This window comes from Enterobacter sp. JBIWA008 (assembly GCF_019968765.1).
GTDB lineage: Bacteria > Pseudomonadota > Gammaproteobacteria > Enterobacterales > Enterobacteriaceae > Enterobacter.
This window is the reverse complement of the sequence record NZ_CP074149.1, coordinates 2,309,540-2,326,911: the sequence shown is the minus strand read 5'-3', so window position 1 is coordinate 2,326,911 and position 17,372 is coordinate 2,309,540. Positions and strand designations below refer to the sequence as shown.

20 protein-coding genes and 1 pseudogene are annotated in these 17,372 nt (G+C 55.7%); 13 read left to right on the top strand and 8 right to left on the bottom strand.

All coding sequences use genetic code 11. From position 1 onward, the window contains the following. Nucleotides 1–71 precede the first annotated feature (71 nt). Both KGP24_RS11395 and KGP24_RS11390 read left to right on the top strand, forming a co-directional pair. Nucleotides 72–269, top strand: a complete 198-nt coding sequence (locus tag KGP24_RS11395; RefSeq protein WP_023335609.1) for a hypothetical protein — start codon at nucleotides 72–74, stop codon at nucleotides 267–269. 1 nt (nucleotide 270) lies between these two features. Beyond that, nucleotides 271–1,059 (top strand): hypothetical protein, encoded by a 789-nt coding sequence (locus KGP24_RS11390; protein WP_223563384.1) that lies wholly within the window; start codon nucleotides 271–273, stop codon nucleotides 1,057–1,059. A gap of 100 nt (nucleotides 1,060–1,159) precedes the next feature. Here KGP24_RS11390 and KGP24_RS11385 read toward each other — a convergent pair whose 3' ends face one another. Then, entirely contained in the window at nucleotides 1,160–1,561 is a 402-nt protein-coding gene (locus KGP24_RS11385; protein WP_223563383.1) for a VOC family protein, read from the bottom strand. A gap of 208 nt (nucleotides 1,562–1,769) precedes the next feature. Between KGP24_RS11385 and KGP24_RS11380 the strand changes: the two genes are divergently transcribed. Further along, nucleotides 1,770–2,312 (top strand): histidine phosphatase family protein, encoded by a 543-nt coding sequence (locus KGP24_RS11380; protein WP_223563382.1) that lies wholly within the window; start codon nucleotides 1,770–1,772, stop codon nucleotides 2,310–2,312. 84 nt (nucleotides 2,313–2,396) lie between these two features. Here the strand turns inward: KGP24_RS11380 and KGP24_RS11375 are convergent, their stop codons facing one another. Beyond that, on the bottom strand, nucleotides 2,397–2,975 hold the full coding sequence (locus KGP24_RS11375) for a TetR/AcrR family transcriptional regulator (RefSeq protein ID WP_223563381.1): 579 nt from the start codon (nucleotides 2,973–2,975) through the stop codon (nucleotides 2,397–2,399). Nucleotides 2,976–3,078: 103 nt separating this feature from the next. On the opposite strand from KGP24_RS11375, the gene KGP24_RS11370 reads away from it, so the two are divergent. After that, the gene (locus tag KGP24_RS11370; protein WP_023311608.1) at nucleotides 3,079–3,546 is read left to right on the top strand and encodes a DUF1348 family protein; all 468 of its coding nucleotides are present in this window, start codon (nucleotides 3,079–3,081) and stop codon (nucleotides 3,544–3,546) included. A 39-nt stretch (nucleotides 3,547–3,585) separates the two neighbouring features. Here the strand turns inward: KGP24_RS11370 and KGP24_RS11365 are convergent, their stop codons facing one another. The 3 genes from KGP24_RS11365 to KGP24_RS11355 all read right to left on the bottom strand — a co-directional run bounded on the left by KGP24_RS11365 (nucleotide 3,586) and on the right by KGP24_RS11355 (nucleotide 6,021). Beyond that, on the bottom strand, nucleotides 3,586–4,125 hold the full coding sequence (locus tag KGP24_RS11365) for an ester cyclase (RefSeq protein ID WP_223563380.1): 540 nt from the start codon (nucleotides 4,123–4,125) through the stop codon (nucleotides 3,586–3,588). A gap of 64 nt (nucleotides 4,126–4,189) precedes the next feature. After that, on the bottom strand, nucleotides 4,190–4,909 hold the full coding sequence (locus tag KGP24_RS11360; RefSeq protein WP_223563379.1) for an SDR family oxidoreductase: 720 nt from the start codon (nucleotides 4,907–4,909) through the stop codon (nucleotides 4,190–4,192). After that, entirely contained in the window at nucleotides 4,906–6,021 is a 1,116-nt protein-coding gene (locus KGP24_RS11355; protein ID WP_223563378.1) for an alkene reductase, read from the bottom strand. The genes KGP24_RS11360 and KGP24_RS11355 overlap by 4 nt, the downstream gene beginning before the upstream one ends. Nucleotides 6,022–6,120: 99 nt before the next feature. On the opposite strand from KGP24_RS11355, the gene KGP24_RS11350 reads away from it, so the two are divergent. Continuing rightward, complete coding sequence (locus KGP24_RS11350) at nucleotides 6,121–7,032, top strand: LysR family transcriptional regulator (RefSeq protein WP_223563377.1); 912 nt, start codon at nucleotides 6,121–6,123, stop codon at nucleotides 7,030–7,032. Between the two features lie 112 nt (nucleotides 7,033–7,144). Continuing rightward, nucleotides 7,145–7,429: a hypothetical protein gene (locus KGP24_RS11345; RefSeq protein WP_223563376.1), complete on the top strand. Its 285-nt coding sequence runs from the start codon at nucleotides 7,145–7,147 to the stop codon at nucleotides 7,427–7,429. On the opposite strand, the gene KGP24_RS11340 is transcribed toward KGP24_RS11345, so the two are convergent. Further along, nucleotides 7,358–7,693 carry a MerR family DNA-binding protein gene (locus tag KGP24_RS11340; protein WP_245403338.1) on the bottom strand — a complete coding sequence of 112 codons (336 nt, stop codon included), beginning with the start codon at nucleotides 7,691–7,693 and terminating at the stop codon, nucleotides 7,358–7,360. The two genes, KGP24_RS11345 and KGP24_RS11340, sit on opposite strands and share 72 nt — an antisense overlap. A 129-nt stretch (nucleotides 7,694–7,822) precedes the next feature. Between KGP24_RS11340 and KGP24_RS11335 the strand changes: the two genes are divergently transcribed. The 6 genes from KGP24_RS11335 to KGP24_RS11310 all read left to right on the top strand — a co-directional run bounded on the left by KGP24_RS11335 (nucleotide 7,823) and on the right by KGP24_RS11310 (nucleotide 15,011). Further along, on the top strand, nucleotides 7,823–8,617 hold the full coding sequence (locus KGP24_RS11335) for an SDR family oxidoreductase (protein WP_223563374.1): 795 nt from the start codon (nucleotides 7,823–7,825) through the stop codon (nucleotides 8,615–8,617). Nucleotides 8,618–8,825: 208 nt separating this feature from the next. Beyond that, nucleotides 8,826–9,440, top strand: a complete 615-nt coding sequence (locus KGP24_RS11330) for a TetR/AcrR family transcriptional regulator (protein WP_223563373.1) — start codon at nucleotides 8,826–8,828, stop codon at nucleotides 9,438–9,440. 74 nt (nucleotides 9,441–9,514) lie between these two features. Then, nucleotides 9,515–10,624 (top strand): efflux RND transporter periplasmic adaptor subunit, encoded by a 1,110-nt coding sequence (locus tag KGP24_RS11325; RefSeq protein WP_223563372.1) that lies wholly within the window; start codon nucleotides 9,515–9,517, stop codon nucleotides 10,622–10,624. Next, on the top strand, nucleotides 10,621–13,710 hold the full coding sequence (locus KGP24_RS11320; RefSeq protein ID WP_223563371.1) for an efflux RND transporter permease subunit: 3,090 nt from the start codon (nucleotides 10,621–10,623) through the stop codon (nucleotides 13,708–13,710). The genes KGP24_RS11325 and KGP24_RS11320 overlap by 4 nt, the downstream gene beginning before the upstream one ends. Nucleotides 13,711–13,744: 34 nt before the next feature. Continuing rightward, a complete protein-coding gene (locus tag KGP24_RS11315; RefSeq protein ID WP_223563370.1) occupies nucleotides 13,745–14,338 on the top strand; it encodes a TetR/AcrR family transcriptional regulator in 594 nt (197 codons plus the stop codon). A gap of 73 nt (nucleotides 14,339–14,411) precedes the next feature. Further along, on the top strand, nucleotides 14,412–15,011 hold the full coding sequence (locus tag KGP24_RS11310; protein WP_223563369.1) for an NAD(P)H-dependent oxidoreductase: 600 nt from the start codon (nucleotides 14,412–14,414) through the stop codon (nucleotides 15,009–15,011). Between the two features lie 81 nt (nucleotides 15,012–15,092). Here the strand turns inward: KGP24_RS11310 and KGP24_RS11305 are convergent, their stop codons facing one another. Then, nucleotides 15,093–15,569: a WbuC family cupin fold metalloprotein gene (locus tag KGP24_RS11305; protein ID WP_223563368.1), complete on the bottom strand. Its 477-nt coding sequence runs from the start codon at nucleotides 15,567–15,569 to the stop codon at nucleotides 15,093–15,095. A gap of 136 nt (nucleotides 15,570–15,705) precedes the next feature. After that, nucleotides 15,706–16,491, bottom strand: a complete 786-nt coding sequence (locus tag KGP24_RS11300) for a phosphotransferase (RefSeq protein ID WP_223563367.1) — start codon at nucleotides 16,489–16,491, stop codon at nucleotides 15,706–15,708. 239 nt (nucleotides 16,492–16,730) lie between these two features. Here KGP24_RS11300 and KGP24_RS11295 point away from each other — a divergent pair. Next, a pseudogene (locus KGP24_RS11295) lies at nucleotides 16,731–17,300 on the top strand (MFS transporter); the annotation flags it as partial. Between the last annotated feature and the right edge of the window lie 72 nt (nucleotides 17,301–17,372).

Below are 17,372 nucleotides of genomic sequence, written 5' to 3'. Positions count from 1 at the left end.
GGGTTATCCTTAAGGCAAACTTTCAGGTCTTCTTCCAGGCTTATCCTTTTTAATTCATAAGGATGCCAGACATGAAGCGCTTCTTTCTCTCGCTTTTCTCCAGCCCCGAATCTTTGCTTCAGGTGATGAGCCAGCAGGAAATTATTGAAGCCGTCGAAGATGGCGATCGCATCATCATCGACCAGGACGGGAACGCCTCGGTGAACTACAAAAGCAACGAGGTGCGGCAGGATTTTCTGCGTCACGTCGACACGCTAAAGAGGGCCTGATATGGGAACGGCGATATTTATGGTGTTGATGGTATGCGGGTACTGGTACACCAGCCGCGATCTGTCGACCCGCTTTAAAATCAAGCGCTCCTTTGGCTGGGACGTCTATTTTCTCGTTGCACTTTACGGTTGTATTTTCGTTCTGCAGGGCGTGATTGCCACCGGTCTGCTCTGGCTGCTCCTGCTCGCCCTTTCCGCCGCCAATAACGCTTTTCACTTTGCCTCACCGAAATATACCGACTGGCAAATCGACTTTATGAACTGGAGCTTTTTAGGCATTCAGGCGCCGGTGGTCGTGATGCTGGCGTTTGCCATCCTGTTTTGCCTCTACCGCTCTAACTGGGCAGGCAGCGCCAGGCTGGACGGCGAAAGCCGGAAAAAGCTCTACAAACGTCTCGCGCAGTCGAGCGGCATTGAACAGCTGCTGTACCAGTGCATGGAGCAAGGGGAACTGGCGCAGGTCACGCTCCGGTCAAGGCGGATTTACGTCGGCATGATCCACACCGCGACGCTGGAATATGAAAAAACGGCCAATATCGTGCTGATCCCGATGTTAAGCGGTCATCGAGACGCGAAGACCATGAATCTGCGCATCGAGAATAACTACAGCAGGTGGTATGCGGAGCATGACATTACGCTCGACTCCGAACCACGCAGCGCCATGTCATTCCGCAGGGTGATTTTACTCAATCAGATTGAGAGCCTCTCGCTGTTCGATCCCGCCAGCGCCAGCGCGCTATCGCTGGCACAGCGCGACGAGAGCACTCGCCCTAAAGAGACATCCCCATAATTCGGCACGGGTGGCCTGTCGTATTCGAAGAGTCATGGACGGTATCCTTTTTAATAACCCTTGTTGATGAACGGCGAATGAAACAATTTTATGGCGTCATTCACCGTTGGGCATTTTGATAGAGATCCCAGCGGTTGCCGTACATATCTTCAAACACCACCACCGTACCGTACTCTTCCTCACGAGGTTTTTCGCAGAAATGAACGCCTTTGTCTTTCATTGCACGGTAATCGCGCCAAAAATCGTCCGTCTGAAGGAACAGGAAAACTCTGCCGCCGCATTGGTTACCGATAAAGCTTTCCTGCCTCTCGTTAGAAGCACGAGCCAGCAAAATATTGCAGTCGCTTTCCGGGTTGGGGGAGACTACCACCCAGCGTTTACCCGGTTGAGGCGTATCCTCGACGAGGGTAAACCCCAGCTTGTCTGTGTAGTATTCAATGGCGCGATCGTAGTCATCCACCACAATAGCCACGCAGCCAAGGCATCGCTTCTGTGTTCTCATTTTCCGCTTCCTTTACCCTCAATGGTTATGCTCAACGCTTTCCCACAGAATACGCGCGCATGAAAATATTTTACAGACTGATAAGTCTGCTAAGTACGCTCCAGGCTCAGACACACTAAAACGGGTGGGTGAAAAACCTCGTCCGATCGCGTTAATCTGCCTCTGATGAAGGGATGATGGGTGATAAAAACTTATGGAAATTATTTTGATGCGGCATGGAGAACCTCAGCACAGAGATGAGCCAAAAGTGTCGTACAGGGAAATGGCAGAGTGGATCGACAGCTATAACCGCTCTTCAACGGGCAGCGACAGACCTTCGGAAATTGCTAAAATCCTGGCGTATCGCGCGCTCACGTTTCTCAGCAGCCCTCTCCCGAGAGCCCTCTCATCGTTGCAAACGCTGGGGTGTCAACCGGGCTTAATTGATGAGGTTTTTCGGGAAGCAGAGCTGCCGGTGTTCCGTATTCCGGGGTTACGGCTATCGCCTTTTTACTGGGCGGCGCTGTTTCGTATTCTTTGGCTCTGCGGCCTGTCTGGCGAGGCAGAGTGCGTAAGCGTCGCAAAAAAACGTGCCGCTAAGGCGGCTGAGATCCTCGTGACGGCGGCTAAGGGCTCCGACGGCCCCGTCTTGCTTATGGGGCATGGGATCATCAACCGGTTTATTGCGAAGGAACTGATCGCATCAGGCTGGAAAGAACAGACCCGCCCGGGTACCGGTTACTGGGGAGCGGGGGTTTACACCCTTGTGTAACAGCACATACTGACGCCGGGGATTTTTCATCCCCGCCGCACTCCTCGTCGGCAAGGAACGGGATGCTGAGAAAGCGCGGGCTGATTAGTGCTCCATTAACTCTGCTATTGCCCTGTTCAACGACGTGATGACCTCATCCGTATCCATGCCCATTTGCGCATGAATAATTGCGCCGTCAATAAGCAGCATGGTTTCATTGACGACGCGCTCATCAGCGATCTTCGTCAGCGATGCAATCTTTTTCTTTGTTTCGATTTTATGATCGCGGCATATCGCTTTTATTTCGCTTTCAATATCTTCCGATTTTGCCTCTGCGCTGGCGTTAATAAAAGCGCAGCCGTGGAACTCAGGCGAAATAAACCATTCGTAAAGCGTTGAAGATATCGCATCAGCAGGTTTGTCGCCTTCATCGAGATGTCGACGCAGCGCGATCTCAAACCAGTTAATCCATATTTCATGACGATAGTTCAAATAGGCAAGAATAAGCAAGCTCTTGCTGGGAAAATGGCGATAGAACGTCACCTTAGTCACTTTAGACGCTTTAATCAGCGTATCCACCCCCGTCGCCCTGAAGCCCGTGGAATAAAACAGATCGTGCGCCGTGAGTAATATCTTATCTCTGACGCTGATTTTTGCATCGTTGCCTGCGGGTTCTGTTTTCACTTTTGGATAGCCTCAAAAAGGATGTTGACAGCGTTATTTTACAGGCATAGATTAGCGCAAGTAGACAGACCTGTCTACATAATATAACGCTGAGGTAATCGCCATGAACACACGTCCTCCTTTACCGCCCTTCACTCGTGAAAGCGCCATCGAAAAAGTCAGACTGGCAGAAGATGGCTGGAATAGCCGCGACCCGGCGAAAGTCGCGCTTGCCTATACGCTGGATACCCAATGGCGCAACCGCGCAGAGTTCGCCACCAACCGTGAAGAAGCCCAGGCGTTTCTGGAGCGGAAATGGAAAAAAGAGCTGGACTATCGTCTGATTAAAGAGCTCTGGGCATTTACGGAGAACCGGATCGCGGTGCGCTATGCCTATGAATGGCATGATGATTCCGGCAACTGGTTCCGCTCTTACGGCAATGAAAACTGGGAGTTTGAGCCGGACGGACTGATGAAGCGCCGCTTTGCCTGCGTAAACGATATGCCGATCAAAGCCTCTGAGCGGCTGTTCCACTGGCCGCTGGGCAGACGCCCGGACGATCACCCTTCGCTGAGCGATCTTGGCTTATAGGATTTTCGCATCACTCCGGGCCGCCCCGGAGTGATGACTTTACAGCGCGCCCAGCTGTTTCATCAGCGTCAGGTTGTCCTCAATATGCCAGTTAGCCACAATTTTACCGTCAGCGATCTCATAAATATCCGTGGCGATAAAATCTATTTTCTGCCCCTTTCCTTTCAGCTTGCCGAATGTCCCGGTGAATGTGCCGTGAAAATGTAAATGCGAGACCACGCGATTGCCTGAAATAATCATTTGCTCAACGTCACAGCGCAAATCAGGCACGGCTGCGCGAAACGCACGGGAAGCTAAAATAGCGCCTTCGGGACCTTGCTTACGACCTTTCGGGGGCGTTTTATCAATAAAACCTGCCGCCAGGGCATCACGCGCCAGAGTTTCATTACCCGTGTCCCAGAATGAGGCATATTCTCTGGCAACGGCTTCATTCGCCTTTAATTGCGCCTGCGGCAGGCTGTTGTCCACTATAAGCTGTTTCGGCTGAACCCATTCGCCCTGCGCGGAAATCGCATTGCCCGACAGACCTGTAAAAATAACCATCGCTACAGCCGAATGAAAATACGTCGAATATTTCATGATATCTCTCAATAGAGTATTACATTACCCGCATTCGATTTCCTGCGGTTCAAATCAGAGGGAGTCAGTTAATTAACGCCCCGCCCTCAATATCAATGACCGCCCCCGTGACAAAGGGATTATCAATGGCGAAAAGATACCCTTGCGCGATGTCCTGCGCCCTTCCCCAGGCCTTGGCTGGCAGAGTTTCCGCCGCGCCAGCGAGCATTTTTTCCCGCGCGGCGGCGTCCATCCCCGCGTAAGCTTCCGTGTCGGTCAGCCCAGGACTCACGACGTTGACGCGCAGCGGGGAAAGCTCTTTCGCCAGCACTTTTGTCGCGGCCTCAATGGCGGCATTCATCGTCGTTTTGACAATGGCGCCCGCCACGGTGCGGCGCGCCACAAACCCGCTGGTAAAAGTCAGCGTACCGCGGGGGGCGATGTTCCCGCTGAGATAGCGGGCGACATTGATGCTTCCCCAGAATTTCGTATCAAAGGCGAGCCTTGCCGCGCGGAGATCCAGCCCGGAAAGAAGCCCGCCCGGTGCCTGCGAACCCGCCGTGACGACGATATTATTAACCTCACCCAGCGTTTCACCGAGTGTAACCAGCTCTGCCTCACGGCTTATATCCAGCAAGAGGGTGTGAACAGACGCGGCGTGGGCGCTCAGCCGCTGCCGCGCGGCGTCCAGCTTCGCGCCGTCGCGGCCCGCAAGAATAATCTCCTCGCCGCGCCCGGCAAGCAGGCTGCCTACGGCGAAACCGATGCCGGAAGCGCCGCCGATGATTAAGGTTTTACTGGTCATAACGTTTCCTCCTGCAGGGTGTAAATGGGGTAATCGGTATATCCCGTCGCGGTGCCGCCAAACAGCGTGGCGGGGTCGCGCACCCGGGCCAGAGGCAGCCGGTGCGCCAGCCGGTGGGGTAAATCCGGGTTGGCAATAAACGGCCGTCCGAAGGCAATCAAATCGGCATAGCCGGCAGCAAGGATCTTTTCCGCTTTTTCAAGGTCATAGTTCCCCGCAACGATAAGGGTTCCGCTGAACGTCTCGCGAAGCGATTGACGGAACTGTTCAGGCACCTGCGGCGCGTCGTCCCAGTCGGCTTCCGCCAGGTGGATGAACGCAATCCCTTTTTGTTCACACCAGGTCGCGAGAGCGAGTATGGCTTCCGTCACCTGCGGATCGTTCATCCCGCGCTGGGTAATAAACGGGGAAAGGCGGATGCCCGTGCGCTCGCGGCCAATGGCCTCGGCAATGGCGCTTAACACCTCCTGAGCAAAGCGGATCCGGTTCACCAGCGTGCCGCCGTACTCATCCGTGCGTTTGTTGGAGGTTTGACGCAGGAACTGGTCGATCAGATAGCCGTTTCCGCCGTGAACCTCAACGCCGTCAAACCCGGCCTGAACGGCATTTAGTGCCGCCTGACGATAGTCCGCGATGATGCTGTGAATGTCCTTGCGCGAGAGCGTTCTCGGCGTCGGGCAGTCAACCATTTGGCCTTCCCCCTTTTCATTCACCACCCACACCTGCGCGTCCGGCGCCAGTGCTGATGGGGCGACGGGTTGACCATCCTGATGAAAACTGGCGTGCGACATTCGCCCGACGTGCCAGAGCTGCGAAAAAATCACCCCGCCCGCCTGATGCACGGCGCCCGTCGTGAGTTGCCATCCCGAAACCTGCTCCGGCGAATGGATGCCGGGCGTCCATGAGTATCCCTGACCCTGAGGCGAAATCTGGGTGGCTTCAGTGATGATTAATCCGGCGCTGGCCCGCTGCCGGTAATACTCCGCCATCAGCGCCGATGGAATATTTCCCGGCTGCAGGGAGCGCGCGCGGGTCATCGGCGCCATGACGATACGGTTTTTCAGGTCTTGCTGACCCAGCCTGTAGCGTTCAAAAAGTGAGATAGGTTTCATGTCTTGATCCCTTATGGTTTGGATGAAATCACTTTACAGGCGGCATCTGATTTTGATAATTACGCTAAAAGCAGATGCACTTTTCGGAAAATATGAATAATGGGCAAACTCGAAGACATGGCGTTACTGGTGGAAGTGGCCGAGGCCGGCGGTCTTTCTGCCGCCGGACGACGCCTGTCGCTTTCCCCCGCCACCATGACCGCCAGGCTGAAGGCGATTGAAGAGCGTTACCAGACGCGCCTGTTTCACCGCTCAACGCGATCCATCACGCTGACCCGCGCCGGGGAAGAGTTTTACCATGCCGCCCTGCGCGTGCTGGAAGAGGTGCATCACGCCGAGTCGTTACTGACGCAAAAAGAAGGCGTGCTCAGCGGCAACATTCGCCTTTCTGCGCCCTCGGACTTTGGCAGGCAGTATCTTAGCCCCGCCGTCGTGGAATTCTCCCGGCGCCATCCCGACGTTAAGTTTTTCATCTCGCTAAGAGAACACGTTGAGGACCTGGTCGCTAACCGGCTGGATATGAGCGTGCGTTTCGGCAACCTGCCGGACAGCAGCCTTGTCGTCAGAAACATCCGCCCTAACCATCGGGTGCTGGTCGCTTGCGCAGAGTATCTTAACGAACGCGGTATCCCCGCCACGTTTGCCGATTTAGCTCAGCACCGGTGCCTGGCGCTTGAGTCTCAGGGCGTGGTGATGAACGAATGGCGCTTTGAAAAAGATGGGGAGGAAAGCGTCGTTCGCGTAGAGCCTGCCATGGTGTGCGACGACGGGGCTTTGCTTCGTCAGTGGGCGCTCAGCGGGGCTGGCATCGCGGGGAAATCGTGGTGGGACGTCAAAGACGACGTTGAGGCCGGAAGACTCACGGTACTGTTTGCCGACAGCTTCACCGGCTTTAGCCGATACGACCGCAAAGATGTCGGGCTGCAGTTTGTCTACCCGCAGCGCAAACTGCAGCCGCTTCAGGTCACGGCGTTTAGCCAGTTTTTTCTCGACTGGCTAAAAGAACATTAATTTGTTCAGCATCAGGCAACTGTGGTTAATTTATCGCCAAAACAAGAGGCGGCGCGCATTTTGGTGACAACCTCAGGACTACTCTGAGAGCGGTTTTCAGGAGGAACAAAACATGAAAAAGCCTCTGATATGCTGTTTGTTTGGTAATACCGCAAACGCTCTCGCCAGAAAGATGCAGTCTCTTGCAGATCGCGAAGGCTATCCGCTGATGATTAGCGCTGTTGGGCTGGATAACTTCGCCAGCGTCGCTCCCGCTTTCGATGGTTTCCTCATCGCGCCGCAATACAAGGCCGCATCGGTTTTGCGACCTCCTCTTACCCGGCGATCAAAACGTGTCGACACAAGGCTGTCCGACCTTATTAAGGGCGTTTTTCAACCTGGCTCTGAGTTCAATTAACGCCGCTTCTTTCTCTTCAAGCTGCTGCAGCTTGCGCTGCAGAGAAGCCTGTTTTTGCTCGGCGGTAAATTTGTCGTCAACCCAGACAGCTAAAACCTCTGAAATTTCGGCTAAGGTAAAGCCCAGCATTTTGGCATGCCCGATCATGTTTAAACGCTGTAAATCGACGGCGGAATAAACTTTATAGTTATTGCTGCGATTCGGCTGCGGGATATTCTCCAATAGCCCCTGCCGCTCATAGTAACGCACCGTCTCTTTCGACAATCCCGTTTTCGCACACAGTTCACCAATTCGCATCGCGTCGCCCTCACCTTGTAAAAATCACGCTTGACCGTGTACCTAAGTGCACGGTTTATCCTGTGCGGCAGACATTAGGGAAACGGAGTTAAACATATGAATTCTTTTGATTATACAGAAAAAACAGCGCTGATTACCGGAGCATCTTCGGGCATAGGCCGTGATTTCGCCAGACAGCTCGCTGCCCGCGGCTCGGCATTGATCCTGGTCGCCCGCTCCGGGACAAAGCTGCAGGCGCTTGCCGCAGAGTTAGTCAGAAAGCACGGCGTATCCATCACGATTATTGTGCAGGATTTAGTAAAGCCGCAAGCCATTCCCCACATTGTGGAACGGCTTAAAACCTTAAGACGTTTCCCCGAAATTTTGATTAATTGCGCCGGATTCGCCACCTATGGGCGATTCGAAAAGCTGTCGATCGACAGGCAGCGTGATGAGATATACGTGAACTGCCTGGCCCCGGTGGAGCTGACTCACGCCTTGCTGCCGGGAATGCTGCAGCAAGGCACCGGGGTAATTATTAACGTTGCCTCAACGGCCGCGATGCAACCGGATCCCTATATGGCGATTTATGGCGCAACCAAAGCCTTCCTGCTCTCGTTTTCGAATGCGCTGTGGGGAGAATATTGCTCAAAGGGCATTCGCGTCCTGGCGCTTTGCCCCGGCGCAACGGATACGGCCTTTTTTGATGTGGTGAATGCTGAGGAAGCCTCGGTAGGTAAAAGAATGCCCGCTGACAAGGTGGTCACCCTGGCGCTGAAGGCCGTGGAGAGTAACCGTAGCTACCTGATTACCGGTTGCGGTAACTGGCTTCTGGGACAGCTACACCGGTTCGTGACGCGCAGGCGTCTGGTGCTTATCGTTGAAAAAATATTGCGTCCGCGCTCGGCTTAAGCAAAAACGGATCTGTTCAGCGTAAGGGAATTGCGCTGAAATCCTCGCTTATCGCAGACAGATAGATGCCATAGTGCGCGAAAAACAGTGATACACTTACCCCTCCTGGTTGATCGTCCCGTCTGAAGGGCTGATGATGAATGACGGTAACCAAAGTACAAAATGGTCACTCGTTGTTAATCATAGCCTGTCACGCTAAGCTTAAATAATGACTAAAAATATGAACCCCCCATCCGCACGTGGTCCACTTGACCACGCTGTCAGAGAGCAAATCGTCGAAGCCGCTTTTGAGCACTTCGGTCACTACGGCTATGAAAAAACCACCGTCGCCGAACTGGCTAAATCAATCGGTTTTTCAAAGTCCTACATTTATAAGTTTTTCGATTCCAAACAGGCTATCGGCGAGGTGATCTGCGCTAACCGCCTGGAGCTGATCATGGCGGCGGTGCTTTCCGCCATCGAGGATGCGCCGTCAGCAAGCGAAAAATTACGCCGTCTTTTCAAGGCGCTTACCGAAGCGGGGAGCGAGCTGTTTTTCCACGACCGTAAGCTTTACGACATTGCCGCCGTCGCCGCACGCGAGCAGTGGCCGTCGACAGAACGGTATGCAGAAAGCCTGATGAAGCTGATAGAGAGCATCATTATCGAAGGCAGGCAGGCCGGAGAGTTCGAAAGAAAAACGCCGCTGGATGAGGTCACACAGGCTATACACATGGTGATGTGTCCTTTTATCAATCCCATCCAGCTGCAGTATAACCTCGAAATGGCCCCCACCGCGGCGGTGCTTCTCTCTTCACTGATTTTAAGAAGCCTGGCCCCCTAATTTGTGACCATTGACAATTTTGGTCACTAGCCAGAGAATGCGGATACCGTCCTGTTACGTCAAAAAGGTTTCCCATGCTCAGGCTCACTTCAGCCCGCGTTGCCGTTTGTCTCCTGCCGTTTGCCCTGGTGGGGTGCGGAGATATTTCCGCGAGTGACGATCCGCGCACAAAGCCACCGCTCGTCAGATCCGCATCCGTCGAGCTTGCTAACAATACCGCCCGCGCCTTCACGGGCGTTGTGGTCGCAAGAACGCAAAGTGATTTAGGCTTCAGGGTTCAGGGAAAAATCCTTGAGCGACTGGTTGATACGGGACAGACCGTCAAACGCGGCCAGCCCTTGCTGCGACTGGATCCGGTTGACCTGAAATTGCAGGCCCAGGCGCAGCAGCGCGCGGTGGATGCAGCCCAGGCGCGCGCGCGAAAAGCCTCCAGCGATGAGGCGCGCTATCGCGGTCTTGTGGCGTCCGGCGCCGTGTCTGCCTCGGAGTATGACCAGATCAAGGCGGCGGCCGATACGGCCAGGGCCGATCTCAGCGCCGCCCGGGCGCAGGCCAGCGTGGCGCAAAACGCCACGGGCTATGCCGTACTGCTGGCGGATTCAGACGGCGTGGTCATGGAGACGCTCGCCGAGCCGGGTCAGGTCGTCAGTGCCGGACAGGTGGCGATCAGGCTCGCCAGAGCGGGACAGCGTGAAGCGCTCGTGCAGCTTCCGGAAACGCTGCGCCCTGCCGTCGGCAGCGAAGCGCAGGCCACGCTTTATGGCAATGAAGCACACCCGGTCACCGCAACGCTGCGCCTGCTGTCTGACTCGGCCGATGCCGCTACCCGCACTTATGAAGCCCGCTACGTGCTGGATGGCCTGCTGGCGAACGCGCCGCTGGGGGCAACCGTCACGCTGAACATTCAGGACAATAAAGCGGAAGGTCAGGTCATGCAGGTCCCGCTGGCCTCACTCTATGATGCAGGAAAAGGTCCCGGCGTCTGGCGCATTTCTGCCCAGCCGGCAAAGGTCGCATGGACGCCCGTCAAGGTGCTGAGCGTGAGTGAAGATGCGGCGCAGGTCGCGGGCGGCGTGAAGCCCGGGGAGAAAATTGTTGCGTTAGGTGCCCATCTTCTGCACGAAGGTGAGGTAGTCAGGCTTACTAAGCAGCGCAATGCCGCCCTGGCGGAGAACACGCCATGAGCGGAAGCCGCTTCAACCTGTCTGCGCTGGCCGTCCGCGAACGTTCCATTACGCTGTTTCTGATCGTTCTGGTCACGATTGCCGGAATTTACGCCTTCTTTGGGCTCGGGCGCGCGGAAGATCCGCCCTTCACGGTAAAGCAAATGACGGTGATAACCGTCTGGCCGGGCGCCACCGCGCAGGAAATTCAGGATCAGGTCGCCGAGCCGCTGGAAAAGCGCCTGCAGGAACTCAAATGGTATGACCGTACCGAAACCTATACCCGTCCCGGCATGGCGTTTATCACGTTGTCATTGCAGGACAAGACCCCGCCTGCCGAAGTGCAGGAGGAGTTCTATCAGGCGCGTAAGAAGCTTGGAGATGAATCGCAGCGTCTTCCGGCGGACGTCATCGGCCCGATGATCAATGACGAATTCTCCGATGTCACCTTTGCCCTCTTTGCCCTGAAAGCAAAAGGCGAACCGCAGCGGCAGCTGGTACGCGATGCCGAAGGCCTGCGCCAGCAGCTTCTGCACGTTCCCGGCGTGAAGAAAGTGAACATTATCGGCGAACAGGCCGAGCGGATTTATATCTCCTTCTCCCATGACCGTCTGGCGACGATAGGGCTCTCACCCCAGGATATTTTCAACGCCCTCAACAGCCAGAACGCGTTAACCGCGGCGGGTTCCATTGAGACCCGAGGCGCGCAAATTTTTATCCGCCTGGACGGCGCGTTCGATGAACTGCAGAAAATCCGCGATACGCCTTTTGTGGCTCAGGGCAAAACGCTCAAGCTGTCCGATGTGGCAACGGTTGAGCGAGGCTACGAAGATCCCCCGACGATGCTGATACGTAATCAGCATGAACCCGCCCTTCTGCTGGGCATCGTGATGCGCGAAGGCTGGAACGGTCTGGCGCTGGGTAAAGCGCTGGATGCGGAAACGGCAAAAATAAATGATAGCCTGCCGCTGGGCATGTCCCTGACCAAAGTTACCGACCAGTCCGTGAATATTCGCTCGTCGGTCGATGAGTTCATGATCAAATTTTTTGTCGCCCTGCTTGTGGTCATGGTGGTTTGTTTTGTCAGCATGGGCTGGCGCGTGGGGGTGGTCGTTGCGGCGGCGGTACCGCTGACGCTGGCGGTCGTCTTCGTGGTGATGGAAGCCGCGGGAATTAACTTTGACCGCGTGACGCTGGGCTCCCTGATCCTCGCCCTCGGCCTGCTGGTTGATGATGCCATTATCGCCATCGAAATGATGGTGGTGAAAATGGAGGAAGGTTACGACAGAATCAAAGCCTCGGCCTTCGCCTGGAGCCATACCGCCGCGCCCATGCTGGCCGGTACCCTGGTGACGGCCATTGGCTTTATGCCGAACGGCTTTGCCCAGTCGACCGCCGGGGAATACACCAGCAATATGTTCTGGATTGTCGGCCTCGCCCTGATTGCCTCGTGGTTTGTCGCGGTGGTGTTCACGCCCTATCTTGGGGTGAAAATCCTGCCTGCGATCCCGAAAGTCGAAGGGGGTCATGCCGCCATCTATAACACGCCTCGCTATAACCGTTTTCGCCAGCTGCTTGCCCGCGTTATCGCCAGAAAATGGCGGGTGGCCGGGTTGGTGGTCGCCATTTTCATCCTGGCCGTGCTCGGTATGGGGCTGGTTAAAAAACAGTTTTTCCCGACCTCCGATCGCCCGGAAGTACTGGTTGAGGTGCAGATGCCCTACGGTACCTCGATTGCGCAAACCAGTGCCGCAACCGCAAAAATCGAAGCGTGGCTGGGCCAGCAGCCCGAAGCCAAAATTGTCACGGCCTATATCGGTCAGGGGTCGCCCCGTTTTTATCTGGCGATGGCGCCTGAACTGCCCGACCCGTCTTTTGCGAAAATCGTGATCCTGACGGACAGCGAGACGTCGCGCGAGGCGCTCAAGCTCCGGCTGAGAGAAGCGGTCGCCAATGGCCTTGCCCCCGAAGCGCGCGTGCGGGTCACGCAGCTGGTGTTTGGCCCTTACTCGCCCTTCCCGGTTGCCTGGCGCGTGTCGGGGCCGGATGTCGAACAGGTGCATGACATCGCTGACAGGGTGAAAGCCGTGCTTCAGGCGAGCCCGATGATGAGAACCGTCAACTCCGACTGGGGGTCGCGCGTTCCCGTATTGCATTTCACCCTCGATCAAAACCGCCTGCAGGCAACCGGATTAACCTCCAGCGCCGTTGCCGATCAGCTTCAGTTTCTGCTCTCAGGCGTGCCCGTCACCTCCGTGCGGGAAGATATCCGCTCGGTTGAGGTAATTGGCCGTGCGGCGGGAGATATCCGTCTTGATCCGGCAAAAATCGAGGGTTTCACGCTTGTTGGCAATGCGGGACAGCGCGTTCCGCTGTCTCAAATCGGCAAGATTGAGATCGGCATGGAAGACCCGATCCTGCGCCGTCGCGATCGCATCCCCACGATTACCGTGCGGGGCGATATCGCCGACAATCTTCAGCCGCCGGACGTGTCGGTCGCCATCATGAAGCAGCTCCAGCCGATTGTTGATGCGCTGCCGGCCGGCTACCGTATCGACATGGCGGGTTCGATTGAGGAATCGGGCAAAGCCACGCAGGCAATGATTCCGCTGTTCCCGATCATGATTGCCCTGACGCTATTGCTCATCATTTTGCAGGTGCGCTCAATCTCGGCGATGGTGATGGTGTTCTTAACCGCGCCGCTGGGGCTGATTGGCGTGGTGCCCGTGCTGCTGATTTTCAATCAGCCGTTTGGCATCAACGCGCTGGTCGGCTTGATCGCCCTTTCCGGCATTCTTATGCGCAATACGCTGATCCTGATCGGTCAAATCGATTATAACCAGAAAGAGGGTCTCGAGCCGTTCCAGGCGGTGGTTGAAGCGACGGTGCAGCGCGCACGTCCGGTCCTGCTGACCGCCATGGCCGCCGTGCTGGCTTTCATTCCCCTGACGCATTCGGTGTTCTGGGGCACGCTGGCCTGGACGCTGATCGGCGGAACGCTGGGCGGGACGATCGTCACGCTCGTCTTCCTGCCAGCGATGTATGCGATCTGGTACCGGATCCGCCCTGCGGAACAACGCGTGCAGCACCCCGCAGAAAACGTGTAAACTACCATGAGTAGATAAAAATTCTGAGGAAAGCATGGTTGTTAAGCGCTTGAGAAAAGAGGACCGCCGCGTGCAGCTGCTGGAGGTTGCGCGCGGAATCGTTCGTCAGCAAGGCACGGAGGCGCTGACCCTTGGCTACCTGGCCGAGCGGGCTAACGTGACTAAACCTATCCCCTACGACCACTTTGGCGATCGTGAAGGGCTGCTGATGGCGCTGTATCAGGACTATAGCGACCGGCAGCTGGCGAAATTCCGCGAGACGCTGGCGGTCGACGGCAAAACGCTGGAGAAGACGATCAGCTTTTTCAGCGCGGCCTATATCGACTGCGCGATTGCCGCCGGGCCTGAAACCGGGCCAATAGCTGCCGCGCTGTCCGGTTCTCGCGCGCTGCAGACGTTCCGGGAGGCATGCGTGGCCGAATGTGCCGACTGCCTGCGCACCGCGCTTTCCCCTTTTATCGTCTTAAAAGGCGTTCAGGGGGAAGCGGTACTGACGGCCATCATTGGCGCGGCGGAAGCGCTCAGCACCGCGGCGGGCAACGGCGTGCTTGCCCGGAATGTGGCGGAAGATACGCTAAGCGGTGCCATGACCGGCGTGCTGGAGAGCTACGCGAACAGCACAAAATGATCGCCGGGGGCGGATTGACACCTAAGTTACCAATAGTAATATAGGCGTCAATTCTCACCCATTCGAGGTCGCTATGTCTGCTACAAATGCCATTAATAACGCACTGATCGTGACGGCTCACCCTGTCGACAATTCGTTATCCCATTCGCTGGCAGCCCATATTGCCGGGAAATTACGCGAGCAAGGTACGCAGGTTGAGATCGCCGATCTGCATGCTGAAGGGTTTAATCCGGCGATGACCCGCGCCGATCTCGATTTGTATCACGGCGATCCGAGCGCCCTTCCCGACGATATTCTGCGCGAGCAGCAGCGCGTCGAGCGAGCGGATATGCTGGTGTTTGTCTTCCCCGTGTACTGGTGGTCGGTCCCCGCGCTGTTGAAAGGCTGGTTCGATCGCGTATTAACCCTGAACTGGGCGTATAAGGTGGCCGACGGTGGCCGGATTGTGGGCAACTTACGTGATGTTCCCGTCCGCCTGATTGCCACCGGCGGCAGCGATCTCACCGGGTTCGACAAGCACGGCTATTCGACGGCGATTCAGACGCAGATAATCGAAGGTGTATTTGGCTTCTGCGGGCTAAAGAACGTTAAGCTCGATATCCTTTACCAGGCAGACACGGCGACGCCTGAGCAGGTTGAGGAGTTCCTGCAAGGGCTAGAGAGCCTTAAATAAAACCAGCATGCGAGAGTTGTGTTTGCGGGACCGCTCTCTTTCCCGGCACGCCTTTTCGCGCGCCGGGCAAACGAGATAAAATTACAGGGTAAAACCCCCGTCACCCACCTGCGCCTGAGCGTACCATTTCATCAGCTCCGCGCAACCGGGCGCGTTCTCAGCCGGTGACCATGGGGCGGTATCGTGCTCCGGAACAGGCTGGTAGCCGCCGTGTTTTACCTCAAAAATGACGCCGCCTTTATCCAGCGACAGCACGGCATGCCAGGTACCGGCATCCATCTCCAGCACCTTGCAGTCTTCACCTAACACCACGCGCTGGGTCACGTTACCGCCGTCATCAAAATTCAGCACCAGAAAGCGACCGCTCAGAGCCGTCAGCAGTTCAAACGTGTGCGGATGGCGATGGGGGCGGACATACGTGCCAGGCTCCATCGCGATGGCCAGACGCTGCACCGGGTCGCTCAGCTCAGGATGTAAATTGCGATGCGCGCGTAAGCGAGGTGAATTGGCAGCCTGCTCGCTTTGCTGCTGCAGATCACTTAACGTAATTTGTTTCATATACACCTTTGTGAATGGAATCAGCGGGCGGCAACCCGATTGCCGCAAGACGTTATACCATTCTGAACGGTCGATGAGCGATGGCGTTTGTGAAACAAAACGCTGCATCGGTTTCGCAGGCTCTGTTACGACGTGCTCAAAGCAGTGAGATGGACTCATCCAGCCAGCCGGGGAGATGTTCTCTGTACCAGCTCAGGTAGAGCTTAAAATCACTTTTTTTCCTTTCGTGCAGAAGTAACACGACTTCAGTGACAATCCATGCTTTAGCAAGAGCGATTTCTCTGGCTAATCTGCCTGCGACCGAATGCGTGGCAAAAACACGGTAGCGCTCGGCAAGTTGCAAAAGGCTTTGTTTTGAGCCCATCCCTTTTACCAGCGGAGCAAGGTCAATAGCCGGGCTGCCTGTACCGAACCTTTCCCAGTCGAAAAGTATCGTATCGCCGTTTTCTCTTCTGCCCCAGTTACCCGCATTGGTATCACCAGAAATTAAACATTCCTGACTAAACAAAACGCTACTCCCTTGCTGAAAACACCGCATCTGCCGCTCAGCCCTGACGGGCAATTCCAGAAGAGACAGAGATTTTTCTAGCGCTGACTCAGACCAGGTATGGGTGTGATAAATCCATGCAGGGTCGGCAGGATAATCGTGTAGACGTGAAAGTCGTTTCAGTATGTCGTTTCCCGCAACCTCATCCTGTGAGATCTTATGAGGAACGTATTCAAGCGTCAGGCTGCGTCGGTGTGGATCGGCGTTAAAAAGTCGTGGGGATTCGACAACGCCACTGAGTGGTTCCGCCGCATGTTCATAAAAGCCGTATTCAACCTCACTAACAGGGTATTTTTCTATTACCTGATTACCATGGTGATCCACAATCAGATGGACTTTTGCCGCGCCCATCTTGGACAAGTTTTCGCCAGCCATACCATCCTCATGCCACACGTTCGGTTTCTGAACGTAAGTATAGTGCGATGGATCATCATCCGACATTGAGTAAAACTCACATTAATTCCCACTATTTATCGTTTTTCAAAAGAGCCCCCGCTGAAATACCATCCATTCATCCCTGGAATAGAAAAAATAATACCAAGCCTGTATGGAGCACCTATGACACTCGATGTTTTATTCCCTGTAATGAATAAACAGCACACGAACACGTAGAGCTCTCATCCTCACGGACAGCACTCCTGTTGCTCTTTTTCGGCGTGGGAACGGGAGCCTATACGCTGGTGTTAGCCTGGCTGCCCCCGTTCTATATTCAGGCGGGATGGTCCGCCCGCAGCAGCGGCTTCATGCTGGCCTGGCTGACGTTAACCGAGGTTGTCGCCGGGTTTGTCGTCTCCGCGCTGATCGGTAAATTCCCCGACCGTCGCGTGCCGCTGATCGCCGTACTGTTGCTGCTGCTGGCGGGATTACTGTCTCTGGTCTTTTCGCCGGGTACGACGCCGGTATTATCCACGTTGCTGCTCGGGGCCAGGATCGGCGCCCTCTTCCCGCTGTCGCTCATCGTCACCTTCGATCATGCGCGAACGCCCGCGCAGGCCGGGAGGTTACTGTCTAAAGTTCAGGGAGGTGGGTACATGCTCGCCGCGCTTACGCCGTTAATTGCGGGGATCGTTCGCGACAGTTCGGTCTCGCTGACCAGCGCATGGCTGATCATGAGTGCGGGAGTCGTGCTGCTGATCGTCATCGCGCTGAATTTTAAACCCGTCGTGGACGTGCAGGCACGGTGAATGCGAGACCAGAATTGAGAGTCGTATTTCAGTCGGTCGTAAGATAAATTCATGGTGAATCTCACCTCATTC